The organism is Enterocloster sp. 210928-DFI.2.20 (genome assembly GCF_020554465.1).
GTDB lineage: Bacteria > Bacillota > Clostridia > Lachnospirales > Lachnospiraceae > Enterocloster > Enterocloster bolteae.
In genome coordinates this window covers 45,235-70,919 of sequence record NZ_JAJCHK010000006.1, presented here as the reverse complement: position 1 = coordinate 70,919, position 25,685 = coordinate 45,235, and the positions used below count along the sequence as shown (strand labels likewise).

Here is a 25,685-nt window from a genome sequence, read left to right as displayed (position 1 = left end):
CGGTAAGAGATGTCATATATTTCAGTTTATAGAATTGAGCTAGACAAAGACATTATGGTGCTCTTGTCCGGCAGGGAGATACGCAGCGATGCAGATATGCCGTATTCCCGATGGTATGAAGAGCAGCTTTCTCGGTGTAAATACGTTGGCATGGATGAGAGGGACTGTTCGCCCGCGAATCTTAAAAATGTTATTACACAAGGGAAAGATATTTTCATCCGGGATCGTAATGAAATTAATGGACGTTGGATTGAAATGGAATTGACGGGCAGTCCAGATGAAAGGGCTGTGATTTTGGTTGTAAAGGATATTCATGACAATATAGTAATGGAACGAAAAAGACGGCGCATGGAGGTATATCATTTTTACAGAAACAGAGTTAAACAGATGCGGGACAAGGGTTTTTATTGCGGACTGCTGGTATTAGACATGGACAGAGGCGGAGAGGTCTGTTTTGCTGAAAAGAACATAAGGCAGTATCTGACTGATAATGAGAATAGTGAAACATTTACCAGACTGCGTAAATATATTACACGCCCTTCTTTTGAGGTAAAGACAGAAAACGATTGGAATGATGGGGGGGAATGCCAGAATGTTAATTTGGGTAACCGTGGAGAAGAGCGCTGGATTCAACTATATGGGAGTATGATTACGACGGAGAGCGGACGGCATTTCAAATATCTGATGTACATGGGAATGAGAACTGGGATAAACAATATATTGAATGGGGAGGAAAAAGGGGATACACAGCTGGTAGAGCGTTCGGAAGGATATATGTTTGAATGGAATATCCGGGATAACATTCTTATATTAGGTGATAATTGGGACAGCAAATTCCGTATAAATACCCAGGGAATACATGATAAGGGATTAAAGCAAATGGAGGAATATATCTGGCGGGATGATTGCCCGCGTCTGCGCAGGTTCTTTGACTCTGCCTTATACGGAGAAAAACAGGATAACATGCTGATTCGTTTTAGAACATATCAATCAGGGAACAGCTATGCATGGTGCAGTCTGAATCTGCTCAGCGTGTTGTGCGATAAAGAGATGCCGGTCTATGTGGTGGGGATTGTCAAGGATATCAGTCAAAAGTTAAAATATCTTTCTGAGAAGGCTCTGGAAGATTATGGCGGTTCAGTTGGGAATAAGGTGGTGGCTGCAAGGGATTATGTGGATGGGATTTTGTGTGAAAAAAAACCGGAAAGTGTACATGCCCTGCTTCTGATTGGAATGGAGAAAATCATTCCTGAGGAGGATCCGGTGGGACTTGACATACTGACATACCAGTTCATCGAGATACTGACGAAGATGATGTATCCACGGGACAGAGTCTGGATAGAGGACGGAAAGCTGCTGCTGTTTCTCAATCAGATTGGAAGCAGGGAAAATGCCAGAAATAAGTCCAACCGTATCGCAAAAGTTATTGAACGGATGACTGGCTACAACATGGCTACGGACATAGGCATGGCTCTTTATCCGGAGGATGGAGGTACATATGAATTACTGTTTAAAGTTGTCAGAAATGAGCTGTGGAGCGGGACACGAGTAGATCGCGGGATGAATGAGATGGAGGAGCAAAGCCTATCTGGAGATGATGGGCACTCTCTGTCTGTGGTTGCTGACATAGTCGATGAGTGGTACCGTATGATTCGGGTCAACAACCTGTTAGAGAAGAAGATGAGGATGACGCAGGCCCAGCTGATGCTGAGCCAGATTAAGCCGCATTTTATTTACAATGTCCTGGCTAATATTAAATCCTTAATTCATAATGATCCCAATCGGGCGGAAACAGTCCTTGTGGCATTCACAAGATTTCTGCGGGTACAGTTGGATGCCATTGGTAAGGATGAGATGGCTCTGTTTTCAGAAAATCTGAGCTTTGTTTCCAATTATCTTGAAATTGAGGCCAGCCGTTTCCCAGGAAAATTTGAGACCTGCTATGACATTCAATATCAGGACTTTTACATGCCCCATTTTATATTGCAGCCGCTGGTTGAGAATGCCATTAAACATGGCATATGCAAACGCAGTGATACAGGACATATAACCATACGTTCGCGGTTGGAAAGGGATGAGATTATCGTGGAAGTGGAAGATGACGGTGTTGGCTTTGATATGTCATACTCCCCGGAGAATAAGATTGTTTGCGGGGGGGATAGGTGGGGCAGCGGGGGCGTTGGGTTAGAAAATGTACGTGCGCGTATATCGTATTTGACCCATGGCTGTCTCCGGATTACCAGTGTACCGGGAAAGGGTACTGTGGCTTCTGTGATTATGCCCAAAACAGTTGAAGCTAAAGGAGTAAATGATGAGTATTAGTGTAATTGCGGTAGATGATGAAATCAATATTTTGGAGGATTTGAAGCGGATTTTAGAAATGATGAAGGGGGTACGGCTGGTTGGAGCTTTTATCTCACCACTTGAGGCACTGAAATTTGCTCACCGAAACCATATTGACGCGGCTGTACTGGATATTAATATGCCGGAATTAAATGGGATAGAGCTGGCTGAGATGTTTAAGGATATCAGCCCGGATATGCAGGTGATTTTTGCCACAGGCTATGACGAATATGCGCTGGCAGCCCACCATCTGGATGCCATGGGATATCTTCTGAAGCCATATACCTATGATGAGGTTTCCAGAGCAATGGACCGGGTGGGGCTTCTGGTAGAAGGTTTGAGGGGGCGTCACATGGATAAGGATATCGAGGTTCGCTGCTTTGGGAAATTTGATATTATAAAAGATGGACAGCCTATATTTTTTAAGTACAATAAAGCCAAAGAGCTGTTTGCGGTGCTGGTGGATGCCAGGGGAGGGATGGTTTCCATGGAATATGCAATCACCCTGTTATGGGAGGACAGGGAATATGACAGCAGGGTGAAAGGACTGTATAGAAAGGCGGTATCAATGATGCGCGCCGCTTTCAGGGACGCTGGATGCGAGGACCTGTGCCTGTATTACAGGAGCAGCCTGGCAGCTAATATAAGAGCATTCTATTGCGATTATTATGAGTATATGAAAGGGGATGCCGAAATGCGGCGCAGTTTTTTTGATAATTATATGACGGACTATAGCTGGGCAGAGGAGACCAACGCCATGCTGCATAATATGCGCTGACAAAAATACTTACTAAATTATAAAGAACGGTGGATGCATTCCACCGTTTTTTGTTGAATAAAGTCTGTTAGACTGAAAGGAAAAATAAAGAAAAAATTAATATTTATAAAATAATGATGGATTTTTCACACTTTCGTAACACTATGGTGCGATATATGTGACACAGCGAGTGCTATTATGTAGACACATTACAGAAAGGAATCAGATAAAATGTCACTGATAGATTTAATCCCTGTCATTTTAGCAGGAAGCGCCGGTTTGGCGGCAGGCGGTCTTGTTCCAACATCTGGGGAAAAGCTGATGGCATACAAAGTGAAAAAGCAAATGAAGAAATTCGTGGTTTATGGATTTTGCGGTTGGACGCAATGGCTGTATCCTGTGGGGGTAGGTGCATCGTGGATGGCTGCGGCATTGGAAGCGTCTGTTCTAAAAGCGTTATTTTTCATGATAATTTCTTATGTGATGTTTATTGTTACCTATCTGGACAACCGGTATCGGATTATACCGAATGAAATTACCTTTGCAGTACTGTTGTCCGGTCTTGGATATGGCTTAGCGGCAAAAGGGCTGTCTGGCCTTGGCGGTGCGGCGGCAGGGGCAACAGCAGGATTCATCATTTGTCTTTTAGCAGCAGCTTTGACTAAGGGAAAAAATGCAGTTGGGGCGGGTGACGTAAAGATGCTGGCCGCATGCTGCTGCCTGGGAGGTGTGCCTGGATTCATGGATGTGCTTTTGTACATGGCGGCCGCCCTGGGAGTATACTGCGTGGGCGGGCTGTTGCTTAAACGGCTGAAGCTGAATAGTTTTTTTCCTATGGGAGGTTTTATTGCAATGGGGTTGGTACTGTCTTTGTATCCGCGGCAGGTGGAGATGGGGGTAACGATTTTTAACAGACTGCTGGTGGGGGGATGAAGAAATGATAGGGAATATAAAGTGGAAAAAGACTGCGGCCAGGTGGTTTGCAGGGGAAGAATCCGGCCAGGGGCTGGTGGAATACGCGTTGATATTGCTGCTGATTGCTGTGGCGGTATCGGCTGGGCTGCGTGGAATAGGGCCGGCGGTAGCCGGGGATTTTGACAGGGCAAGGGATGCGCTGAACTAGGTATGGCTGAACGGCAGTTGAGAGAAAGCCGGGATTTCATATTTCGGTTTATCTATAGATAACAAATGACAAAAAGACGGAGGAAAAGAAAATGGATTTTGCAGAGATGAAGAATTGGATGCTGGAGGAAGAGAGCGGCCAGGGTATGGTGGAATACGGATTGATTATTGTGTTGATTGCCATCGCTGTTATTACGGCTCTTAAGGGCATAGCAACTGCACTCGATACTAAGTTCCAGGAAGTATCAGACACATTACAATAACCTGGTCCCATAATTTTGTAATACTATAACATGGCTACATATGCATAAACAAAGCAGAGACGTTGCAGGTGGGAAATTGGTCCTCTGTAGTGTCTCTGCTTTAATGAGAGGGACTAACTGACGATGAAGCACAGGAAATTGATTGCCTTTTTGGCTGCCATCATAGCCACCTTCGCCATATGGCAGATCTTGAATACACAGAATAAAAACAAGGAAGCGCAGATGGATTACCGTGAGGTGATTGTGGCTGCCGGCGAAATAAAAAAAGGTGAAGTGATACCAAGAAGTAAGCTGACATTGAAAAAAATACCAAGGCAGTATACTCCTGAGGATGCGCTGGAGGATGGTAATAGTGCAATTGGCAAAATGGCTCAAAGTGGTATTTTGTCAGGAGAAATCCTGACGACAGCTCGTCTGATGGACACCGAGAACGGCCAGGCTGGTCTTGCTTATAAGATACCAGAGGGAAGCAGAGCCATTACTTTGAACGTGGATACTGAGACTGGCGTATCCGGCATGGTGATGCCGGGGGATGAGGTGGATTTAATCGTCAGTCTGACGGGGGCAGGCAGGGTGGAAAATGTGCATCCGGATGGCGCGCCGCCTGGAGGAGACGGCTTGGATGAACAGGCGGAAGCGCTGGTGTCGGGAGGGGCCAGTGTAAATACCGGTTATCTGATGGAAAAGGTCCGGGTGCTGGCCTGCGGGAGCGAACTCAGCAGGGAAGCTGCCGGACAAATAGAATCAGAGACCGGCAAGATGTATGATAGTGTAACACTCTCTGTAACCAGGGAAGAGGCGCTTCAAATTGAATTCTATACCTATCTTTCAAAAAATTATAATGGAAATATCAGGATGACTCTACACCCGGCGGATAAGCAGGCAGAGTCTTCCGTGAATGATACCAGGGAGTAAAAACAATGGAGATTAGAGCGATTATAGCAGGCAGTGGAATGGAAGAAGAGACCCGGCTGGAATATCTGCTGGAGGATACAGAAATTCATATCTGCGGACGGATTACCGATGTATCCAGGGGAATAGATACATTGGATCGTGAAAAGCCCGGACTACTCATTATAACTGGTGCCTATGACCGAAAGATGCAGATGTTCTGTCAGCAGGTATATATACTGTATCCCATGTGCGCTATGGTTCTTCTGGCAGCGGAGGCGGATAAGGCACTATATGGGCAGGCTATGGAGAGCGGAATTCGCCGGGTCATTACATCGAGTCCTGACCGGCTTGCTCTTGTGGGGATGTTAAAAGAGTCCTATATCAATGAAAAGACGCATCGGGAACACATAACCGGAGAGGAGGGCGGACGTCCTAAGACGGAGGTTATCCTTGTGACTGGGGCAAAGGGCGGAATCGGTAAGACTGCCTTGGCAGTAAACCTTGCGGCCAGACTGGCTATATCCAAGCGCAAGGTAATTCTTCTGGATTGTAATCTGCAGTATGGCGACACGGGTGTTTTTCTTGGAATGGAACCCAAGGAAACCATGGCAGAGCTTTTACAGGAACAGAGAACTCCCACCCTTGACACGCTTAATGCTTATCTTGCATTTCACCAGTCAGGCCTTCGTGTGCTGTTTGGACCTAAAAGTCCGGAATACGCGGATGTTATTGGCGGAAAAAATATTGACAAGATCATTTCTATTCTGCGTAATTATTATGACTACGTTATAATTGACACGGCTGTCGGATTTTCCGAGGTTAATCTGGCGCTTTTAGATCTGTGTAGCCGTATTCTGTTTGTGTCCCAATCTGATTTATGCACATTGAGAAATACGAAAAAGGCGTTTTTGCTTCTACGGTCCCTGAATATGGAGCAGAAATTAAAAGTAGCCATTATGGAACAGCCGGCAAAGAACAACGGGGTCGGCATGGCAGATGTGGAACGGGTGCTGGGACACAAGGTGGATCTCACTGTTTCCAGGGACGATAAGACGATGACCGCATGCCTGAATCAGGGAAGACCCGTGGTGCTGGCTGCGGGCAAAAGTAAGCTGGCCGCCGACTATATTGCCGTAGCCGAATTGGTTGAACGGGGGTTCGGTGCGGACAAGTCCCAGAAACTGAAAGTTCCCTTATTGTCGAAAAAGGATAAGAGAAAGTTGAGGTAGCATAGCATGGGCCTTATGGAACGTTTGGAACGGGCAAAGATGGCGAAAGTGGCCAGCGAGAAGGATGTAAGCCTGGAAGAGCTGGAATACTACGATGAATATGAATCCTTTAAGGAGAGCATACACGCGGAGCTGGTGAAGACGGCAGCATCAGAGGAAGGCCTGGGGCTTCAGGAGGTAATCTCCAGGCTGGTGGAGGAGAAAGGGGAAGAAATTCCTAAACCAACTCAGAAGCGGCTGATCCAGCAGATTGTGGATGAGGCAGCTGGCCTTGGACCATTGGAGCGTCTCCTCAAGGATGATACGATATCGGAGGTCATGGTCAACGGGCCTTACAGTATCTATGTGGAACGCAGCGGTAAACTGGACCTGACGGAGATTAAACTGCGGGATGATAAGCATGTGCTGGATTTAATCAATCGGATTGTTACCCCGATTGGACGGCGCTGTGATGAGGCCAGCCCCATGGTGGATGCCAGGCTAAAGGATGGTTCCCGTGTGAACGCAATCATCCCTCCTTTGGCGCTGAGCGGGCCCACCATCACCATACGTAAATTCTCCAAGGTTCCGCTGCGGGCTGAGAACCTGATTGATTTTGGGTCCGCTTCTTTTGGTATGCTGGGTTTTTTGGATGCCTGTGTTAAGGCCAGGGCTAATGTGGTGGTCTGCGGCGGCACGGGCAGCGGCAAAACAACCCTGCTGAACATACTATCTAATTTTATTCCTGAGGACGAGCGCATTGTGACCATAGAGGATTCAGCTGAGCTTCAGCTAAGCCAGCGTCATACCATTACCCTGGAAAGCCGCCCTGCTAACGCTGAGGGGAGCGGCCGTATTACTATCCGGGATCTGGTGCGAAACTCCCTGCGTATGAGGCCGGACCGGATTATTGTAGGTGAGTGCCGTTCGGGCGAGACTCTGGATATGCTCCAGGCACTTAATACAGGGCATGACGGTTCCATGACAACCGCCCATGCCAACTCCTCCAGGGATCTGATTGCGAGGTTGGAGACAATGGTGCTCATGGCAGGAATGGAACTGCCGGTGCGGGCAATCCGGGAACAGATTGCTTCTGCTATCGACATTATCGTGAACCAGTCCAGACTGAAGGATGGAAGCAGAAAGATAGTAGAGATATCTGAGGTGGTAGGTATGGAAGGTGAGGTGGTAACTCTGCAGACCTTATTCCGTTTTAACGTGGAAGGATATGACGCCACAGGAAAGGTGATGGGCAGATTCCAGTCTACCGGCATACGTCCCATGGTTTTATCTAAAATGGAGGACAGAGGTATACATATATCGGATACATGGTTTGCATAAGGGGAATACACAATGAATGAATTAATGAAAGCAGTCATATTTGGAGTTTATCTGTTTGGGGTACTGCTCGTTCTGGATAGTATTCTGTTTTCGAAACAGAACACTCTGAAGAAACGTCTGGACCGTATTCAGGCCATGGGTAATCCAGGTGAGGAGTTGTTGAGGGAAGAACCTGTACAAAAAAAACAGTTCAGGCGGCCGGCATGGTTTGATGTATCCGGCCGTCTTAAGAAAGAACTGGATGGAGCGGGGATTGCGCTGAATCCTGTAGAGTTCATTGCTATATGGCTGGCATCAGCAGCAATCCCGCCGGCAGGCGGGTATATTGTCACAGGCAGTGCCTTAATTGCAGCCGCATGTCTTGCGGTGGGAGCAGCGATTCCGACACTGGTGGTAAAGGCTACAAGAAAGAAACGCCTGAATCAATTCTCGGTTCAGCTGGGGGACACGTTAATGACAGTGGGTAACTGTCTGCGCAGCGGATTTTCCATTGGACAGTCAATTGAACGAGTTGCCACGGATATGCCGGATCCCATAGGTATGGAATTCCGCATGGCAGTTATGGAGATGAATTATGGGGAATCACTTGAAAATGCACTGACCGCTGTAGCGGTAAGGATGGAGAACAAAGACCTGGAGCTGGTAACCACGGCCATCCGGATTCAGCAGCGGGCGGGCGGAAATCTTTCAGAGATTATTGACAATGTGTCCGAGACCATCAAAGACCGAATAAGAATCCGCAAGAATCTAAGGACACTGACTGCCCAGGGACGGGTATCGGGAATGGTGCTGGGCGGCCTGCCTATCGTGTCGCTTGCCGCTATCACCATTATGAATCCTGAATATACAAGCGCCTTTTATACTACAAGCTTCGGCGTAAAGGCCCTGCTCCTGGCAGCCGCTATGGAGGCGGCTGGATTCCTGGTAATTAATAAAATTGTAAACATACAAATCTGATAATAGGAGACCTGCCTATGAAAAAAGAGTTTTGCCTGACTATCGCTGTCTTTGTATTCAGCCTGGTACTGGGGACAGACATGTCATTTGGCCTGGACAGGGAATTATATCTGCAGTATACGGAACAAATTATAGAACGTATGGAAGCGGGGGACGGGGCACAGGAGACAGAAACAGGAATATCCTTCAACTCAGAGGCGGAGGCAAGGGATTTTGCAGACTATTTTTATAAATTAGGATATCTGGGTGAGGTACAGGTCAATCTGCTTATGCGTACGTGGCAGGATTGCCCGTCCTATGTAGAGATTAGTGTACGGTCTTCAGATACTAAACTTGCCGCAGCCCAGCAGAGGCAGGCAGAGCAGATTTTCACAGGCATATCGGATCAAATCGCTTCCCGGACAGATGAGCAGATGGCAAGGGCGGAGGCTGCTTATGATTGGCTTTATGCGAATTACGCCTATGATTACAGCTATGAAAGCAAAAAGATATATACAGCTCTGACCACTGGTAAAACAGTATGTTTTGGCTACGCAGGTTCCTATAAGGTTTTATGTGATTATCTGGGACTGGAATGTGAGATGCTGTATGGCTCTAATCATGTGTGGAACCGGGTAAAGGTGGATGGACATTGGCGGTATGTTGATATTACCTGGGATAAGAACCTGGAAGAGCACAGGTGGAGACTTGTATCGGAGGATGAGTGGAAAAGCACCCATCCTTTAGGGAAGGAGGGCAGCTGATATGTGGATGTTGATTGCGGCGGTTGGTGCAGGTGTATTTATCTACCAGTTTCTGACCGAGCTGCTGAAGGGCAGATATTCCATACTGGAGACGCGTCTGAATGAGATAGCCGGTATAGGGGAGACCAGCCAGAAGCAGGTAAAGCGGTGGGAAGGCTCTCTTATGAGCAGGATGGGCAAGGCAGCATTGGAACGTCTGTCATCTACAGTGGGAACTGTGCTTCCGGTCAGCAGACGGGAGAAACAGAGAATCAGTTTCCTTATGGCCAGAGCTGGTTTGAGAATCCAGCCGGAAGAATACATGGTTCTGCAGATTCTGTCTTTGATTGGCGGTGCGGTACTGGGCATGTATTTAGGTTTTATGTTTGATAGGGATATCCTGTTTTTAGCTGTAGCGGGTCTGTATGCCGGTTACACCGTGTTCCGGCTTTTTTTTCGGCAGAAAATGCGCCGGCGCCAGAATTCTATTCTAGAACAGCTGCCGGAATTGCTGGATTTGCTTAGTATCAGTGTGGAGGCAGGTCTCAGCTTCAACCAGGCGTTTCAGTATATTGCGGAACAGTGTGAGGGCCCGCTTGTGGATGAATTCATATTTGCGGGACGGGCGATGGTGTTAGGAAGAAGCCGGAGGGCCGCTTTGGAAGATATGTCCTGCCGCTGCGGCCTGGATGAAGTGCAGACCTTTGCCAGCGCTGTTATACAAGCGGACGAGATGGGAATATCCCTTAGAAATATTCTGGTGTCACAGGCAGCAGAAGCAAGAAACGCCAAGCGGATGAGAATAGAGGAAAGGGCTCAGAAGGTTCCAATTAAAATGCTCCTTCCCATGGCGTTATTAATCTTCCCGGTTCTTTTAATTATACTAATGGCACCTGCGGTGCCTCAGATTATGAATGCACTGATGTAGGAGGAAGGCCCATGGTATGCCAGTTATATGATGAACAAAATAGAACGAAGCTGTTAGAGCGGGTAGGACTTGCGGACGATTTCCGGCTTAGATTTCTGGGGCTGATGGGAAGATCGCATCTGCCAAAAGGAGAAGGACTGTTTCTTAAAAAGGTGGGAAGCGTCCATACCTGTTTTATGCGTTTTACCATTCAGGTTATATATCTGGACAGGGATTACAGGGTAATTGCAAAGGAAGTTCTTCAGCCATGGAGATGCGGAAAGCTGTATAAGAGAGCCGCACATGTATTGGAGACAGGTATAACAGATGGAGACAACATCCATATAGATATGATATTAAGGCTGGAGAGCTGTAATTAGGAAAGGAGCTGTGCCATTATGGAAGATTATGGAGAGAGGGAGCTGGAAAAAGAGGGAAGAGGCGATGAATTCAGCCTGATCCGGGAACGGCTTGACAGCGCAGGCGTGGAGGGACAGCTAAAGACCTCTTTGTTCGGCGGTTATGCAAAAAAGGGAGTGGAGGAAATCATCAGTACCTATAAGGATATGGTTTCCATGATGCAGGATAGTTTTGAATACCAGCTCAGGGAGCTGACTGCTGAGAAGGAACGCATTGGAACAGAACGAATGGTACTTAAGAAGCAGTTGCAGGATGAACTGGACAAGAACAGAGAGACCATTCAGCTTCAGCAGCAGTACGAAGAATTGCTGAGAGACCATGAGAGGGCGATTAAAGAGCTGGAGGTGAATTGCTTTGAGAGACAGCGGCTGGAGCAGGAATACAAAGAGCTAAGCAGGGAGTATGAAGAATTTAAGATTAGGCAGAAGGAAGAGCTTAATAATAAGCAGGAATCCGTATCCGAAGGAGTGCCGGAAGGAGAGTCTGTCAGGCGCATGATGATCCAGCTGGAGGAGATGACACGGTACTGTGAGGTGATGGAGGAGGAACAGAAGAATCTGGAGGATCAGCTTCGCAGCATGAAGACAATTGGAGAAGAACTGTCGCGCATGTCTGAGAAATACGATCAGAGCCGGTCTGAACTGAACGAAGCCAGGAAGAAGTATATGAGTCTGCAGAGAGAGAACCAGTCCATGAACCAGGAGATGGAGTCTGCCAGCCAGATTATTGCTGAGATTATGGAGCAGTTTGAGCGCAAAGAAAAAGAGAATACAGAGCTCAGACAGCAGCTGCGGGAATACAAACAGCAGCTGATGACAGTGAAGAAGGAAAAATTAGAGAGTGATACGGCGTATGTGCTCCTGATGGAGCTGAATAACAAGCGGGAAGAGGAACTGCAAAAGAGCATTGAGGAACTGGAGGCGGCCAGAAGTGAGGCGGCGGATTTGAAACGCCGCAATAAGGAGCTGGAAAATAATAAGATTATCAGGATACAGGCAGGTCCGGGAGCCGGGGGTACCAAGCAAGAGCAGCCGGAAGTTGATAACCAGACAATAAATGACCAGGAGACCGATATGCAGAAGATGAAGGCGTTACTGGAGCGGGCGGAGAGTGTATCAAAGCGTCTGTCAGGAGAGGAAGTATCGAATACGAAAGTGGACGGTGCGGACAGTAAGATAGAATATCCAATTATAGAGACGGAAGTTTTGTAGACGCGCAGTTAGGAGGATAAAATGTACAACGATTGTAATATATGTGAAAGCAGTGATAAAGAGCTGGAGAGTTATGTAAAAACACTGCCTTATGAAACCTCCTTCCACAGGGTAAGCCCCCAGGAAGTGAAGTGCGGATTCGGGCTGCAGGGAATTTGCTGCCGTCTGTGTTCCAACGGACCCTGCCGGATTATGGAGGACAGACCCAGAGGCGTCTGCGGAGCAGATGCCGACACCATTGTCTGCCGTAATTTCCTGCGCGCAGTGGCCGCGGGCTCTGGCTGTTATATCCATGTACTGGAAAACAGTATAAAGAACTTAAAGAAAGCCGCTGTGAGTAAGGAAAAATTGGGAAGTACGGAGGCGGTTCGGCGGCTGGCGGGTATACTTGAACTTCCATATAGTGGTGATCCGCATGAGACCGCCTTTCAGATAGCCGGGGCAATCCGTGACGATCTGATGTTGGACTCAGATGAACCGATGCACATTGTGAAAAAGCTGGCGCTGACGAAACGGTATGAACTGTGGGAGAAGCTGGGAATCTTGCCGGGAGGCGCAAAAACAGAGATTATTGACGGTGTGGTGAAGACCTCCACCAATCTTTCCAGCGACTGCACGGATATGCTCCTCCACTGTCTGCGTCTTGGGATATCCACAGGGATGTATGGACTTCTTCTCACCAATCTGGTCAATGACATACTGATTGGAGAGCCATCCATACATATGGGAGAGGCTGGGCTGCATATCATTGATCCTGCTTATATAAATGTAATGGTAACCGGGCATCAGGAGAGTCTTTACAGCAGGATTGCGCAGGAGATGAGAAGCAGTGGGATGCAGGCCAGAGCAGAGGCCGCAGGAGCCAAAGGCTTCAGACTCATTGGCTGTACCTGCGTCGGACAGGATATGCAGGGGCGCCAGAAGTTCTATGGGGCCACATTCGCAGGACATGCAGGGAACAACTTTGTGAGTGAAGCCGTGCTCTCCACCGGAGCGGTGGACGCTGTAATTTCAGAGTTTAACTGTACCCTTCCTGGAATTGAAGCGATTTGTGACAGTATGGATATATGCCAGATCTGCCTTGATGCGGCGGCAAAAAAGACAGGTTCCCTGTTGGTGCCTTATAATTACGATGAGGCTGGAGTACAGGCGGAGCAGATTCTGGAGGAAGTGCTGGAGGCGTATAAGAGGCGGCGCTCCAAGGTGGAATTAAGGCTTTTGGATACCCATGGATACAGGAACTGCGTTACCGGTGTCAGCGAACTGAATCTGAAAGCATTTCTGGGGGGCAGCTGGGAGCCGCTGCTTGATTTGATAAAGAGCGGAGCAGTGAAAGGAATTGCCGGAGTGGTAGGCTGCTCCAGCCTGGCGGATGGCCATGATACTCTGACGGCCAGCCTGACGAGGGAACTGATTCAGCGCGATATTCTGGTACTGACGGGCGGCTGTACCTCAGGCGGCCTGGCAAATATTGGGCTTACTTCCCCGGAGGCAGCCGAACTGGCGGGAGATTCACTGAAGTCCGTATGCAAGAAGCTTAATATCCCTCCTGTGCTCAATTTTGGTTCCTGTCTGGCCATTGGCCGTCTGGAGTTAGTTGCTGTGGAATTATCAGAAGCCCTGGGGGTAGATATTCCCCAGCTTCCATTAGTGCTTTCAGCGGCCCAGTGGCTGGAAGAACAGGCGTTGACTGACGGGGCTTACGGCCTTGCCTTAGGTCTGACGGTCCACCTGGGTACCCCGCCGTTTATAACAGGGAGCAGCATAGTTACGGAGACACTGACAGAGGGTATGGAGGGCCTGACAGGCGGGCGCATTATCATGGATTCGGATGGCACGTCAGCGGCCCGCCGGCTGGAGGGAATTATTATGCGGAAAAGAGGAGAACTTGGCATATGAAGAAACGCATTATGATTCAAGCGTCAAAATGTGTTGGCTGTCTCAACTGCTCAGCTGCATGTAAGAATGTACACCGGCTGGAAGGTCCTTCCATCTTTGCGTTAAACATGGGCAGCCGCGATAATCCACCCCGCAGCCGGATTTACCAGAAAGACGGATCATATTATCCTGTGTTATGCCGCTGCTGCGAAGAGCCGGACTGTGTCAGAAGCTGTATGAGTGGAGCCTTGCGCAAGAATCCGGAAACCGGCTGGATTGAATATGACAGCAAACAATGCGCAGCCTGTTTTATGTGTGTCATGATGTGCAGATATGGGCACCCCATTCCGGCTCAGGGAGCGAAGTCCGTAATCCGCTGCACCTTTTGTCAGGATACGGATGAGAAAGATCCGGCCTGCGTCCGGGCGTGTCCCACGAAAGCAATCACAATAAAGGAGGTGGGATAGCATGGGGGCATATATAATTATTGGAAGCAGTGCGGCCGGCCTTTCAGCGGCGCAGACCATACGCCGTCTTCAGCCGGACCGTGAGATTATTGTGCTGTCAAAAGATAAGGCAATCTATTCCCGGTGTATGCTGCACAAGCTTTTAAGCGGAGAGCGCAGCATGGAATCCATAGAGTTTGAAAGTATTAATTTTTTCCAGGACAACCGGATTAACTTTATGCCAGGGACAGAGGTGGTCAGGGTAGATGAGGAAGAACGGGTCCTTATTCTGGCGGATGGGAAGAAGCTGTTATTCGAAAAAATACTGGTTGCCTCCGGGTCTGAGTACTTCATGCCGCCAATTCCAAATTTCAGGTATGCCCAAAATGTATACGGCTTTCGCAGCTTGGACGATGTGAATCAGATTCGAAAGGGAATAGGTAAATATGGCCGCCATGCCGTTATTATCGGGGGCGGCATTCTGGGATTGGACGTTGCCTATGGACTTTTAAAATGTGGCCTTCAGGTAACGGTGCTGGAAAAGGAAAAACGTCTTATGCCTCTGCAGGCAGACGAGTTTGCCTCCGGACTCTACGAGAATGCGTTTCGCGGTGCGGGATGCCGTATTATGACAGGTGCTGCAGTTAAGGACTCAAATATAAATATGGAAGAAAACATTGAAGCTGTTCTGCTGGAGGACGGAATGGAGATTCCCTGCGATTTTGTGGTGGTTGCCACCAGTGTAAAGCCGCAGATGGATTTTCTGAACGGCACATCCATTCAGGCCCTGCACATGAATTATCACATTCACACGGTGCTCAGCCACTACCTGCGCAAGACAGGGGTAAAGGTGAATAAAGGGCTGGAAGTGGATCGTTATTTGGAGACGAATGTATCTGGTATCTACGCTGCAGGCGATGTTACCGGAATGTCCGGTATATGGCCGGACGCACGGCAGATGGGGCAGATTGCAGCATATAACATGTGTGGTGTGCCTGCCAGAAGGCCAGAGACATTTATAGAAAAGAACTCTGTAAATTTTTATGGAATCACCATGGTGTCTATGGGCCGGGTCAATGCAGATCCGCAGGTATATGATATATTAACACACCATAGTAAAGGAAGTTATACTAAACTGGTTCTCCGGGACGGCTGCATGGAAGGCGCACTGCTGCTGGGAAATCTTCAAAATTGCGGTGTTTACCAGTATCTGCTCCAGGAGCATAAGAGTATAGAGGGACTGGAAAAACGTCTCTTTAAACTGAGTTTTGCTGATTGGTATGGAATTGACGAAGAAACTGCGGAATATGTGTATCAGTGATAGGAAAGACATGGATATTGGGAGATGAGAAAATGACAGGACGAAAAACAGAGGAATCTGGCCAGAGCCTGGTTGAGTGTGCGATTATTCTGCCGCTACTGGTGCTGGTAATGTCCGTGGTAATTGAATTTGGCTGGATAATTATGAATCGGATGAATTTCGATAATATGGCGTTGGTGGCGGTGCATGCAAATGCCAAGACGGACAGCGGACAGGCTGCGGATTTTCTTGAAAAATATGTGCGGGATAATTTTGACAGGTTCGATGACAGCAGCCTGACAGTATCTGCATCTACTGAGGTCCAGACGTACTACTACGATGAATATGTATGGAAATCCAACCAGCACAAACATTGGCAGGTACCAATGTATTTCGATATTCTGCATACCGAAATGGATATTTCCTACGAAATGCCGTATCTGACACCGATGGGAAAGGTGCTTTTCCAGGATACGGACAATACGATGACGCTAACTACAAAAACAATGGCCAGCAGGGCTCTGGCTAATGACTCGGTTGCAGCGGTGGATGGAGGAGACGATGGTGATTAGAAGGCGTCGGACCTGCAGAGAGGGAGGTCAGGCCATTTTGGAATTTGCTCTGGTACTTCCGGTTCTCATTCTGATTATTATGGCATGTATCGAGTATGGATGGTATTTTACCAGCCGATATGAGTTAGGCACCTATTCCAGGGAGATAGGTTATAATATTAAGGAACCATTTAACCTGTACTGGAAGCATGAGACTGCTCCCAGAGACTGGGTGGATTCCTCTAAAAACAGAAAGCCTAGCTGGCTGACAGCGGATGAGAAAAGAGACTGGAGCTTTGATGAGTATGATGGCTGGTATGCATTTTCGGCGCCAGCTGCAGATGATATAATAGGGCACAATTATTATATTGCGGCAATGGATTCAAAGGATTTTTTCATTTCACGATTGAAGCATACTGGAATCGTTCTGGACGAAGATAAGGTCGATTACACAATCAACGGTGGCTGGTACATTAAGGCCGAGGCCCTTAATATGCCTATGGGAGGTGGAAGTTCCTGGAAGCAGAAGCGTAAACAGGAACGGTCTGAGTTTTATTATGTGGATGTCACAGTAGATGTATTCTATGAATATGAACCCATCACTTTTATTGGAAAGCTCCTTCTTGCTCCCAATGGAAGTGATACTGTGAGTCTTGAGGAGAGCAGCCGCTATACCTATAATTTACCGCCGTCCTGGCTGTCTAACTAGAAAGCACTAGAATAAAAGGGGCAGGCACGCTTAAGCGTAAGGGACGAAAGGAGAATGACCGTATGAGGACGAAATATTATAATCATGCTCAGGAAGAGGGCAGCGTTATGATAATAGGAGGCATGGGCCTTATCATTGCCATTATGATTATGGCGCTGCTGATGGATATGGGAATGTATTATAACAGTTACCGCAGGCTCAAGGCTGTGTCTGACTTTGCAAACGAGGAGGTTACACAGATGCTTCCTTATTATGCTTACTCTGGAGATTATGTGGAAGCATTTAACCGGAGTCTGGACGCGGCGCTGGATGGTCATGGGTACACATCAAGTAACGTGAAAAAAAGTGAAATCGACCGGAATACATCACTGAATATGTCATGGACAGTTATTGTTTCAACCGATATTATACTTGAGGATGAGTACTATTGCATGTTTGCGTCAATTATCGGTATCAATAAAATACCAATACGGGTGTCCGCAAAGAGCAGACAGCCTATGTCTATAGGTGAACCATACTACGATGGTCAGCCATATGAGGTTTGGGGAGAAGATGGGGCGGATCCTTAAAGTAACTTCATAACCTCATCTGCGAAGTAACCGTGTTTACATCCTTATAAACCGCTGCAAATGCATTTCCATAGGCTTCCGCTAAATACGCGTGGTTTTTTGCGGCTTGTACGAGTTCCTTCATGGCAATTGATACATGACAAGGATCCGGGAACAGAGATTCGTCAGCCGCCTGCAAATAGTGTCCCCAGATAATTAATTCGTCCAACTGGCTGTAAATACATTTCAAAGAGTGGCAGGGAAGCATCTGGATAAAGCTGCTCATAAGAATCTGAAACGACAGGGGAGTAGTCCGGCTGCCTTGGGCAGCCGAAAGTCTGTCCTCCATAAACAATGCAAGGTTTTCGGAAAAAGAAGAAAAGGAAGCGGCACAACTGCCTGCGGTGAGCGCTACAATCTGGAGCGCATTCATAAAATAAGTTAACCGCTCTCGAATAAGCGGTTCTGAAAAATCTATACTGCCGCTGATTGCTGTTGTTCCATTTAGTGCCACGGTCCCTTTTTTGTCGATTGTCCGGGCAAAGCCCAGGGAATTGAGCAGAGCAACCGCCCTGCTTGCCGTATCCTTCATCACACCATATTCCTCCATCAGTTTAGGGATGGAGGGAAGATACTTATGTCCGTCAAATTCCCCATTCATAATTCTGCGGATGATTGTCATGGTTAGGCGGGCATATAATTCACAGCGGTCTTTGGTTCGGAACCATGTTATCGTATCTCCCGTCTGTTCGCGTTCATCAGTATATCTGCTTAGAGCGCATAGATAATGGTCAACCCTCTCAGCCGACGCTCGGTATAAAAGTGATGTCCCGTCATGAAATTCTTCAAATTGCCTGTTCTCAATCTGATGGATGGCATTCTGCATCCAGACCTTTAAACGTTCTGCTGACAGAGCAAAGGGATTTTCCATGCCGGGTATGGGAATATATGGAATATGCAGGTAATTTTCGCTGTCCAGTTCCAAATCCATAATCAGTTGGTTATTCAGAGGGCGCAGCAATGCAGTCATAAAAAGATTGGCCTGCTTATAGAGACTGGCTAGTGACATCTGTTCAGATATCTCCCCCAGTAGATTCCGGAAATACTTAAACTCTGACTCCCCGCAGCGTTTAGCTCCTTCGCGGTAAAGAACGGGCATGAGAAGCTCCAGGCCTTTGTAGGCGTCCGCGATTCCTCTGCGGCGTTTTACTAAGAATGAGATATATTTCTTTTCAGAAGTTTGGCAGGTAACGATGGAAGGCTGCCCCTGGGCAGTGTGGATATACCCTTCTTGATTCAATATTTTCAGTACCTTTCGGATGGTCGTGATTCCCACATTATATTGCATACAAAGTTCCCGTTGGGATGGAAATATCTGCCCCGGCATATAGGCGCCGCTTAAAAACTGTATTTTAAGTATCTGAAGTGTGTATTCATATAGATTCTGACTTTGTTTCATCCGAATAATGCCTCCTCATTTTTTTATTATAGCAGTTTTGTGGACAAATTACAATTTGCTTCTCCTTTCAGTGTCTGCTGAAACTACTTGTAGTTAAAATGGGAAAGATGTATAATTACAAAGAGTATGCAAAACCATGAACGTGCTTGAGTACAATTAGAACATGGAAACAGAAACCATTATGATTATAGATGGGGGCAGTTGAATGCATATCTCACAAATGAATATATGGATGGCTACCAGGTCAGTTATTCGGTCATGACGGAAATTACCAATGTGATACATGAGACGGAACAAGTTCAGTCTGTAATTGTTTCACGGTTTTACATCAGTCCCTGTTCTGGAAGTGGCTTTATGATTAAAGATAAAATTCAAACCATATTTACATGATATTAAACCAAAGAAGAGGGAACAACATGGCTGATTTTATTGAGGAATTGGATGGAATGAATGAGCTCATATATATAGCGGATATAGATACCTATGAGCTGCTGTATATGAATACTTGCGGATTAAAGCAGTTTGGCTTAAAAAGCAGGCAGGAAATCTCAGGGCGGAAATGCTATGAAGTTCTGCAGGGAATTGATTCACCTTGCTCTTTCTGTACTAACAGTAAGCTGAGCAGGGATGAATATTATGAATGGCAGACGCAGAACCCGGTTACCAAGCATCAGTATCTGTTGAAGGATAAGCTCATTACTTATGAGGGCAGAAACGTGCGCATGGAAATTGCCATGGACATTTCAAAGTTTCTGTCACAGGAGCATCAAATCAAGGTGTTATTCGAAAATGAACAAATAGCCATGGAGTGTGCCCGTGCTTTGCAGGATACGCGGGACGACAGACAAGCAATTGAGCAGGCACTGGAACTGCTTGGGAAAAAGCTGAAGGGAGACCGTACCTATATATTTGAAATACATGATTTGCTGATGGATAATATTTACGAATGGTGTGCACCTGCAATTAAAGCACAAAAGGAGGAGCTGCAGGGGATTCCCCAGGAGGTCTGTCATCACTGGATTGAGGCCTTTGAGCAGAGAAAACCGTACATTATCAGCAACCTGGAAGAGCATGCCGAAATAGAGCCTGCCGAGTATGAGCGTCTTAAGCCGCAGGGCATACACTCATTGATTACGGTACCGCTGTTTGATCAGGATCAGCTTTTTGGATTTATTGGGATTGATAACCCTCCGTATGAAAATGGCAGCAACATCATTGAGATTTTTCAGATACTGGCATATTTTATCCAGGCGGTCTTAATCCGTATGCGCACCAACGAAAAGCTCCGCAAAAAAACTTATATGGATGAATTGACAGGTTCAAAAAATCAGAATGCCTATCTGCATGAAGTGGAAATACTGAATGCCCAGCTTCAGTTTGATAAACAGAATGCGGAAAACGTTGGAATGGGAGCTGTTTTTGTGGATGCCAATGGTCTGAAGGAGATAAATGATACGGTCGGCCATGAAGCAGGAGATAAGCTGCTTATCCATATTGCGCAGAAAATCATGCAGTTTTTCCCCGCAAAGCATGTGTACCGCACTGGCGGTGATGAATTTGTTGTTCTGTCCAATCATGTTGAGGAGAATGCATTCCTTCAAGAGGCAGTAAAGCTACGGGACAGCTTACGTGAGTTCGAGGCTGGTCAGGGTGATAAAGCCGCTGTGGGGGTCTGTTGGTCCCGTGATGCTGTTTATGTAGAAGAAATTGTAAACAAGGCTGAATCAGAGATGTATGAATCAAAAAAACAGTATTATAAAAAGGGATGCCGAAAGGTCCGCTCCTTTTCTGAAGATTATGATTTACTGGATACCTATACCACCCTATCGTTTAAGGACTCGGATGTAATATTGGAAGCGACCAAGTTACTGCATCTGATTGTTGAGCGTTGGAATGAAGAACAGCTGAGAATGATGCTGGATGATGATTTTATCTTGTTTGAAGAAGAATATCAAAAGGTGTTCCGAGGCAGGGAGGCAATCACCTTCCTGAAAAAGCAGCAGGAAGGAAATGATGGACAGAAATTACGTGATATGCAGTTCTTTCGTAAGCGTATTGTCAAGGGAGTCAGCATTTTAAGCTGTTACGGACAGTTGGATGTGAAAAACAAAGAAGGGAAAACCTGCAGTATACCAGTGGATGCAACCCTGATGCTGGTACAGAAAAATGGACGTATTAAATGTTTGTATATGCACAGTACCAATATTGGCCGGCACAAAGAATATGAGGAATATTTCCAGCGAAACGCCAACACGGCGTATTCAAATCTGATGGCAGAGTTTGCTGACGGAACCAACTCTTTGATTAAGCCAGATGATGCTTTGAATTCATGCAGCCTTCTGATGAATGCCTTTGAGCTGCTGCTGCAAAAATATAGTAACGTATACTTTGTCAACATAAATGCGGATTTTTATATAACACTCAGATCAGAGAATAAGTTCCAGCCCCTGGTTGGTTCGTCAGGCAGCTTCACCTGTATTAATGTAAACTATGCAGAACAGTACATGGACGAAATAAATAAAATTAAATACCACAACTTTACCAGCAGAAAAAATCTGCTGGACAATTTGGAAGAGGGAAACAGGTTCATTTCCATGACCTTCTTTGTAGATAAGGATAGCGACAAAAAAGGCAGGGAGGTTGAGGTGGATATCTGGTTGGGGGATCTGTCAGGGGAAGCTTCCTGTATTTTTGCTTTTAAAAACATTACTGAACACCCAAATTCCATTGAGTTTATAGAAACAGATAATCTGACCGGTTTAGCCAGCTATGAAAAATTCCGCAAAAATGGGCAGGACCTGATTGACCAAAAGTTAGGGAGATTTGCAATTGTTTCAATTGATTTCCAAAATTTTAAGTACATTAATGAGGTTACAGGCTACAAAACAGGTGATAAAATCCTGAAGAATTTTGCTGCTAATTTGATGAATATGCAAGGCCTGCATACGAGGGTGACAGCAGACCATTTTCTGACAATGCTTGCTTATGACCAGGATTCAAATTATGTGATTGAAAATGTGAGCCGGAACGTTGAACAATTTACGATGTCCCGAAGTGTCCAGAGTGAAGACATTAAAGTTGTTCTGCGCACGGGTATCTACTTTGTGGAAGAAAACTGCACTAACATTGATACCGCGATTGACAATGCTAACATTACCCGGCAGTCCATAGGACAGACTTTCAGTAATGAGATTGCAGTTTATAATGAGGCGTTTGTCAGACAGAAAAGTCTTCAGAGTAAAATACTGGCCAGGATGGAACCATCACTGGAGAACGGAGATTTTCAGGTATGGATGCAGCCGAAGATAGACCTTAAGACGGGAGAACTCTGCGGTGCAGAAGCATTAAGCCGTTGGATGAACAATGGAACTGTCTGTTTCTATCCCGATGAGTTTATTCCTATTTTTGAGAATAATGGTTTTATCACCAGCCTTGATCTCTATGTTTTGGAGACTGTATGTAAGAATATAGCCCAATGGAAAGAACTGGGCTGGGATGACATGGCCAGAATCAGCATCAATCTGTCTGTCATGGATATTATGAGGGATGGTGTGGTCGATTCCATCAAAAGAATCGTCAATCGCTATCATGTGGACTACAAGCTGCTGGAATTTGAATTAACTGAGACAGGTTATTTCCAAAATTTCAATACGGCGGCGTATGTAATGAAGGAACTTCAGGATTTGGGATTTTTCACTTCAGTGGATGATTTTGGAAGCGGTTACAGCGTAATGAATATGCTGGTTAATATGTCTGCAAATACGATTAAAATTGACCGGGCATTTATGCTCAATTCTATCAAGACAAAAGCAGGCTGCACGCTTCTTGAACGCATCATTGGTATTGTGCACGAATTAGGATACAGTGTATTGTGTGAGGGAATAGAAACGCAGGAGCAACTCGATTTGCTGCGGAAAATGGGATGCGACGAAGGGCAAGGCTACCTTTTTGCAAAGCCGATGCCAATGAATGAGTATTTCAATACATATAAAAACAGGTAACTGCAGTGAAGCATCGTATCGTGAAACCTTAACCGTAAATACATTGCAGTAGAAAGAAAATCTGTATAAGAAGAGCATTGAAACACTGTCCTGATGTTTCTGTGCTCTTTTATTTATGATGACATTGTGATAAAAAGACAACTACAAAGGCTATTTACCCATATATAAAATTGAGATTTACAGTAACTCAGCTTGCTATTCGTTTTCTAATATGTTATATTAAATCGAGAATAAAGATGATTATGATAAAGGTTGGCGGAACAACTAAGGGCTGAGATAACCAGTTTGAACAGCCGGACAGGTGCATATGCTGAAAAACTTGCCGGAAAGTTTAGGTTACATGGGTGGAAGTCCCGGGAGATATAGAACAGATGAACCAGCAATCATTGCCCAAAGCCGCTGCCATGTTACAGGAAAAAAAGCATAAAGGAAAATAACAGGAGGAAAAGAAAATGGCAGGAACAGGAATTACAGGTATGTTAATTACTTTTGTGGGGGGAATCATCCTAATCATGGTTCTGGTAATCGTACTTATTTTATATCACAAAAGGCAGGTGGAAAGGACTTCCGCCCCCTTTCCTCAGGTAATTCAGGACGCGGCAGTGATGGCGGTTCCAGAAACGGAGGATTTTGATAAATTCCTGGTAAGGGGAATCAAGGATGCAGGCCAGTCACTGAAGGGTTATGAGAGGATTCAGAGCGGTTATGATTCGCTGCCCAACTACATTATCTGCTATCGAGGTAATGAAATGTATATTTTGACGGCAAAATATTCCTCCCGGAGAAGAATTGATGTGGATACAGAGAGAATTCTGCACTTTACCAAAGAGCAGATTAAAGAGATTAAGATTGGTATGGGAAAAGTGGATATCATCTTTAAAAATAAGATGTTTTTTGTTGCGGCAGTAAGCCCGAATCTAATTGCTCCACAGACGGAACAGTATGGGGGATTTATGAAATATATTAAAAATCTGGCGGCAGAGGTGAAGGCTTAAGTAAATGGAAAGATTTGGAGGAATGATGGCCGCTTTATCGGGGCGGATGGATAACAGTCAAGAATTGGAGCTTCGTATCCAGGGAAACATATCCAGACGGTTTGAACAGGCGTTGCAGTTTTTAAGGCACAGTTTGCTGGCAGTTGAATATGGCGTCAAGAGGAGAAGATTATGTATCTGATTGTGTTTTTAAGTGTTCCATTGGTGAGTGTACTTATATGTATTAAACTGATTGAGAAAAAGGCTGAGAAAAAACATGAGGCGTTTTTACAGGTAGTGAGGGAAGGCGCGGAAACCGCAGTTCCGGAAACTGCCGGGTTTGAAAGCGTTATTGCACAAGGGGCAAAAGATATAGTTTCCTCGTTTAAAGGTTATGGCCGGATCCAGACCGGTTATGATTCTTTGCCCATCTTTATTGTCCGCTACAGGGAAAATGAAATGTATATTATGACGGTGCCTTATCCTTCCAGTACAGAGATGGAGGTGGACCAGGATTTCATTTTACATATCACAACGGATATTCTACAAAAAGTAGAGCTCGGAGCTATGGGAAAAGTCTCTTTTTATTTTAAGGGCAGCAACCGTATCTTTGCAATGACAGTGACTGAGTATGCAATTCCTCTTATGATGCAGGCAGCTGACAGTGAAAAATTCAAATCATATATAAAAGCATTTGCAGAAAGGGTAAAATAGCGGAGCAGAGTTATGTTATTTTATGTATGAGGGCCGATACAGGTCCAGAAACTCAGCTATTACTATGCTAAAAAAATAAATCGTATAGTAGATCTGCCGCTTCGCAGGCATAGATGAATCTTTACAAAACAGGAATTGCAGTGTATGGTATGACAATACACTGCAATTCCTGTTTTAAGTATCTGCTGCGGTTTCTGTGCAGTGGCGGTGAGTAGACCAGCATATTATGATGCCTGATACATGGTTATGTGTGGTATATCATGATGCAAAAGACACATCATCCCCGCCGCTACATCATACGCACCAGGCCAATAACCTTGCCCAGAATCTCCACGGTTTCTGTAATGATAGGATCCATGGCATCGTTCTCCGGCTGGAGGCGGTAATGTCCGTTCTCCTTATAAAAACGCTTGACCGTGGCTGAATCATCCACCAGGGCTACAACAATCTCCCCATTGGCCGCAGTGGGACACTGCTCCACAATCAGTTTGTCGCCGGGCAGGATTCCGGCGCCAATCATGCTTTCGCCCTTAACCTTTAACATGAACGTCTCCGCGTTGGGAAGAATCTCTGCCGGGAAGGGGAAGTAGTCCTCAATCCGCTCCTCCGCAAGAATGGGTTCTCCGGCAGCTACGGTTCCTACAAGAGGGATATTCACCATCTCTCTGCGGTTAAAATTAAAGGTGTCGTCTAAAATCTCAATGGTCCTGGGTTTGGTAGGGTCACGCCGTATGTAGCCCTTTTCCTCCAGGGCGGACAGATGGGAGTGAACGGAAGAAGTGGACTTTAAATGTACTGCCTCGCAAATCTCCCGCACAGCCGGCGGATATCCCTTCTGTAAAATAGTCTCTTTGATGTATTCTAAAATCTCCTGCTGCTTAGAAGTAATTTTATCCTGTGCCATAATCAACCTCCTGCGTTTTCTATATTAATAGTAACATATGTTCGATAAAAATGCAA

General features: G+C 46.1%; 24 protein-coding genes. 22 read left to right on the top strand and 2 right to left on the bottom strand.

Features of this window, described 5'->3' with window-relative positions:
• Positions 1-9 precede the first annotated feature (9 nt).
• The 19 genes from LI015_RS07990 to LI015_RS07900 all read left to right on the top strand — a co-directional run bounded on the left by LI015_RS07990 (position 10) and on the right by LI015_RS07900 (position 17,598).
• Complete coding sequence (locus LI015_RS07990; protein ID WP_119205223.1) at positions 10-2,322, top strand: sensor histidine kinase; 2,313 nt, start codon at positions 10-12, stop codon at positions 2,320-2,322.
• Positions 2,309-3,121 (top strand): response regulator, encoded by an 813-nt coding sequence (locus tag LI015_RS07985; RefSeq protein WP_227124503.1) that lies wholly within the window; start codon positions 2,309-2,311, stop codon positions 3,119-3,121. The genes LI015_RS07990 and LI015_RS07985 overlap by 14 nt, the downstream gene beginning before the upstream one ends.
• A gap of 210 nt (positions 3,122-3,331) precedes the next feature.
• Positions 3,332-4,033 (top strand): prepilin peptidase, encoded by a 702-nt coding sequence (locus LI015_RS07980; protein WP_117625854.1) that lies wholly within the window; start codon positions 3,332-3,334, stop codon positions 4,031-4,033.
• A 4-nt stretch (positions 4,034-4,037) separates the two neighbouring features.
• A complete protein-coding gene (locus LI015_RS07975; protein ID WP_117625855.1) occupies positions 4,038-4,223 on the top strand; it encodes a Flp family type IVb pilin in 186 nt (61 codons plus the stop codon).
• Positions 4,224-4,314: 91 nt separating this feature from the next.
• Complete coding sequence (locus LI015_RS07970) at positions 4,315-4,485, top strand: Flp family type IVb pilin (protein ID WP_054354231.1); 171 nt, start codon at positions 4,315-4,317, stop codon at positions 4,483-4,485.
• 123 nt (positions 4,486-4,608) lie between these two features.
• On the top strand, positions 4,609-5,400 hold the full coding sequence (gene cpaB, locus LI015_RS07965) for a Flp pilus assembly protein CpaB (protein WP_117625856.1): 792 nt from the start codon (positions 4,609-4,611) through the stop codon (positions 5,398-5,400).
• A 5-nt stretch (positions 5,401-5,405) separates the two neighbouring features.
• Positions 5,406-6,608 carry an AAA family ATPase gene (locus LI015_RS07960; RefSeq protein WP_117625857.1) on the top strand — a complete coding sequence of 401 codons (1,203 nt, stop codon included), beginning with the start codon at positions 5,406-5,408 and terminating at the stop codon, positions 6,606-6,608.
• Between the two features lie 15 nt (positions 6,609-6,623).
• On the top strand, positions 6,624-7,928 hold the full coding sequence (locus LI015_RS07955; RefSeq protein ID WP_330417910.1) for a CpaF family protein: 1,305 nt from the start codon (positions 6,624-6,626) through the stop codon (positions 7,926-7,928).
• Positions 7,929-7,940: 12 nt separating this feature from the next.
• Positions 7,941-8,885: a type II secretion system F family protein gene (locus LI015_RS07950; RefSeq protein WP_117625859.1), complete on the top strand. Its 945-nt coding sequence runs from the start codon at positions 7,941-7,943 to the stop codon at positions 8,883-8,885.
• Positions 8,886-8,902: 17 nt separating this feature from the next.
• Positions 8,903-9,628, top strand: coding sequence for a transglutaminase domain-containing protein (locus tag LI015_RS07945; RefSeq protein WP_117625860.1), 726 nt, complete (start codon positions 8,903-8,905; stop codon positions 9,626-9,628).
• A gap of 1 nt (position 9,629) precedes the next feature.
• The gene (locus tag LI015_RS07940) at positions 9,630-10,535 is read left to right on the top strand and encodes a type II secretion system F family protein (RefSeq protein WP_117625861.1); all 906 of its coding nucleotides are present in this window, start codon (positions 9,630-9,632) and stop codon (positions 10,533-10,535) included.
• A gap of 11 nt (positions 10,536-10,546) precedes the next feature.
• Complete coding sequence (locus LI015_RS07935) at positions 10,547-10,894, top strand: DUF192 domain-containing protein (protein ID WP_227124501.1); 348 nt, start codon at positions 10,547-10,549, stop codon at positions 10,892-10,894.
• Positions 10,895-10,912: 18 nt separating this feature from the next.
• Positions 10,913-12,145 (top strand): hypothetical protein, encoded by a 1,233-nt coding sequence (locus tag LI015_RS07930; protein ID WP_227124499.1) that lies wholly within the window; start codon positions 10,913-10,915, stop codon positions 12,143-12,145.
• Between the two features lie 21 nt (positions 12,146-12,166).
• Positions 12,167-14,044, top strand: coding sequence for an anaerobic carbon-monoxide dehydrogenase catalytic subunit (gene cooS, locus LI015_RS07925; protein ID WP_227124498.1), 1,878 nt, complete (start codon positions 12,167-12,169; stop codon positions 14,042-14,044).
• A complete protein-coding gene (locus tag LI015_RS07920; RefSeq protein WP_119205216.1) occupies positions 14,041-14,490 on the top strand; it encodes a 4Fe-4S dicluster domain-containing protein in 450 nt (149 codons plus the stop codon). Before cooS ends, LI015_RS07920 begins: the two co-directional genes overlap by 4 nt.
• Position 14,491: 1 nt before the next feature.
• A complete protein-coding gene (locus LI015_RS07915; protein WP_227124496.1) occupies positions 14,492-15,790 on the top strand; it encodes an NAD(P)/FAD-dependent oxidoreductase in 1,299 nt (432 codons plus the stop codon).
• 32 nt (positions 15,791-15,822) lie between these two features.
• On the top strand, positions 15,823-16,341 hold the full coding sequence (locus LI015_RS07910; protein WP_117625864.1) for a TadE/TadG family type IV pilus assembly protein: 519 nt from the start codon (positions 15,823-15,825) through the stop codon (positions 16,339-16,341).
• The gene (locus LI015_RS07905) at positions 16,331-17,029 is read left to right on the top strand and encodes a TadE family protein (RefSeq protein ID WP_166461005.1); all 699 of its coding nucleotides are present in this window, start codon (positions 16,331-16,333) and stop codon (positions 17,027-17,029) included. The genes LI015_RS07910 and LI015_RS07905 overlap by 11 nt, the downstream gene beginning before the upstream one ends.
• Before the next feature lie 62 nt (positions 17,030-17,091).
• Positions 17,092-17,598, top strand: coding sequence for a hypothetical protein (locus LI015_RS07900; protein ID WP_054354248.1), 507 nt, complete (start codon positions 17,092-17,094; stop codon positions 17,596-17,598).
• A 7-nt stretch (positions 17,599-17,605) separates the two neighbouring features.
• Here the strand turns inward: LI015_RS07900 and LI015_RS07895 are convergent, their stop codons facing one another.
• Positions 17,606-19,036 carry a GntR family transcriptional regulator gene (locus tag LI015_RS07895; RefSeq protein ID WP_117625866.1) on the bottom strand — a complete coding sequence of 477 codons (1,431 nt, stop codon included), beginning with the start codon at positions 19,034-19,036 and terminating at the stop codon, positions 17,606-17,608.
• Positions 19,037-19,452: 416 nt separating this feature from the next.
• Between LI015_RS07895 and LI015_RS07890 the strand changes: the two genes are divergently transcribed.
• From LI015_RS07890 to LI015_RS07880, 3 genes are all read left to right on the top strand, one after another.
• A complete protein-coding gene (locus LI015_RS07890; RefSeq protein ID WP_166436714.1) occupies positions 19,453-23,037 on the top strand; it encodes an EAL domain-containing protein in 3,585 nt (1,194 codons plus the stop codon).
• A gap of 452 nt (positions 23,038-23,489) precedes the next feature.
• On the top strand, positions 23,490-24,032 hold the full coding sequence (locus tag LI015_RS07885; protein WP_117627114.1) for a hypothetical protein: 543 nt from the start codon (positions 23,490-23,492) through the stop codon (positions 24,030-24,032).
• Positions 24,033-24,203: 171 nt separating this feature from the next.
• Positions 24,204-24,725: a hypothetical protein gene (locus LI015_RS07880; protein ID WP_117627113.1), complete on the top strand. Its 522-nt coding sequence runs from the start codon at positions 24,204-24,206 to the stop codon at positions 24,723-24,725.
• A 289-nt stretch (positions 24,726-25,014) separates the two neighbouring features.
• Here the strand turns inward: LI015_RS07880 and lexA are convergent, their stop codons facing one another.
• On the bottom strand, positions 25,015-25,629 hold the full coding sequence (gene lexA, locus LI015_RS07875) for a transcriptional repressor LexA (RefSeq protein ID WP_054354255.1): 615 nt from the start codon (positions 25,627-25,629) through the stop codon (positions 25,015-25,017).
• Positions 25,630-25,685 lie beyond the last annotated feature (56 nt).

Bases quoted from the DNA above. Each gene is read 5' to 3' on its own strand.
- LI015_RS07990 (WP_119205223.1), top strand. From the start codon at position 10: ATGTCATATATTTCAGTTTATAGAATTGAGCTAGACAAAGACATTATG.
- LI015_RS07985 (WP_227124503.1), top strand. From the start codon at position 2,309: ATGATGAGTATTAGTGTAATTGCGGTAGATGATGAAATCAATATTTTG.
- LI015_RS07980 (WP_117625854.1), top strand. From the start codon at position 3,332: ATGTCACTGATAGATTTAATCCCTGTCATTTTAGCAGGAAGCGCCGGT.
- LI015_RS07975 (WP_117625855.1), top strand. From the start codon at position 4,038: ATGATAGGGAATATAAAGTGGAAAAAGACTGCGGCCAGGTGGTTTGCA.
- LI015_RS07970 (WP_054354231.1), top strand. From the start codon at position 4,315: ATGGATTTTGCAGAGATGAAGAATTGGATGCTGGAGGAAGAGAGCGGC.
- cpaB (WP_117625856.1), top strand. From the start codon at position 4,609: ATGAAGCACAGGAAATTGATTGCCTTTTTGGCTGCCATCATAGCCACC.
- LI015_RS07960 (WP_117625857.1), top strand. From the start codon at position 5,406: ATGGAGATTAGAGCGATTATAGCAGGCAGTGGAATGGAAGAAGAGACC.
- LI015_RS07955 (WP_330417910.1), top strand. From the start codon at position 6,624: ATGGAACGTTTGGAACGGGCAAAGATGGCGAAAGTGGCCAGCGAGAAG.
- LI015_RS07950 (WP_117625859.1), top strand. From the start codon at position 7,941: ATGAATGAATTAATGAAAGCAGTCATATTTGGAGTTTATCTGTTTGGG.
- LI015_RS07945 (WP_117625860.1), top strand. From the start codon at position 8,903: ATGAAAAAAGAGTTTTGCCTGACTATCGCTGTCTTTGTATTCAGCCTG.
- LI015_RS07940 (WP_117625861.1), top strand. From the start codon at position 9,630: ATGTGGATGTTGATTGCGGCGGTTGGTGCAGGTGTATTTATCTACCAG.
- LI015_RS07935 (WP_227124501.1), top strand. From the start codon at position 10,547: ATGGTATGCCAGTTATATGATGAACAAAATAGAACGAAGCTGTTAGAG.
- LI015_RS07930 (WP_227124499.1), top strand. From the start codon at position 10,913: ATGGAAGATTATGGAGAGAGGGAGCTGGAAAAAGAGGGAAGAGGCGAT.
- cooS (WP_227124498.1), top strand. From the start codon at position 12,167: ATGTACAACGATTGTAATATATGTGAAAGCAGTGATAAAGAGCTGGAG.
- LI015_RS07920 (WP_119205216.1), top strand. From the start codon at position 14,041: ATGAAGAAACGCATTATGATTCAAGCGTCAAAATGTGTTGGCTGTCTC.
- LI015_RS07915 (WP_227124496.1), top strand. From the start codon at position 14,492: ATGGGGGCATATATAATTATTGGAAGCAGTGCGGCCGGCCTTTCAGCG.
- LI015_RS07910 (WP_117625864.1), top strand. From the start codon at position 15,823: ATGACAGGACGAAAAACAGAGGAATCTGGCCAGAGCCTGGTTGAGTGT.
- LI015_RS07905 (WP_166461005.1), top strand. From the start codon at position 16,331: ATGGTGATTAGAAGGCGTCGGACCTGCAGAGAGGGAGGTCAGGCCATT.
- LI015_RS07900 (WP_054354248.1), top strand. From the start codon at position 17,092: ATGAGGACGAAATATTATAATCATGCTCAGGAAGAGGGCAGCGTTATG.
- LI015_RS07895 (WP_117625866.1), bottom strand. From the start codon at position 19,036: ATGAAACAAAGTCAGAATCTATATGAATACACACTTCAGATACTTAAA.
- LI015_RS07890 (WP_166436714.1), top strand. From the start codon at position 19,453: ATGGCTGATTTTATTGAGGAATTGGATGGAATGAATGAGCTCATATAT.
- LI015_RS07885 (WP_117627114.1), top strand. From the start codon at position 23,490: ATGGCAGGAACAGGAATTACAGGTATGTTAATTACTTTTGTGGGGGGA.
- LI015_RS07880 (WP_117627113.1), top strand. From the start codon at position 24,204: ATGTATCTGATTGTGTTTTTAAGTGTTCCATTGGTGAGTGTACTTATA.
- lexA (WP_054354255.1), bottom strand. From the start codon at position 25,629: ATGGCACAGGATAAAATTACTTCTAAGCAGCAGGAGATTTTAGAATAC.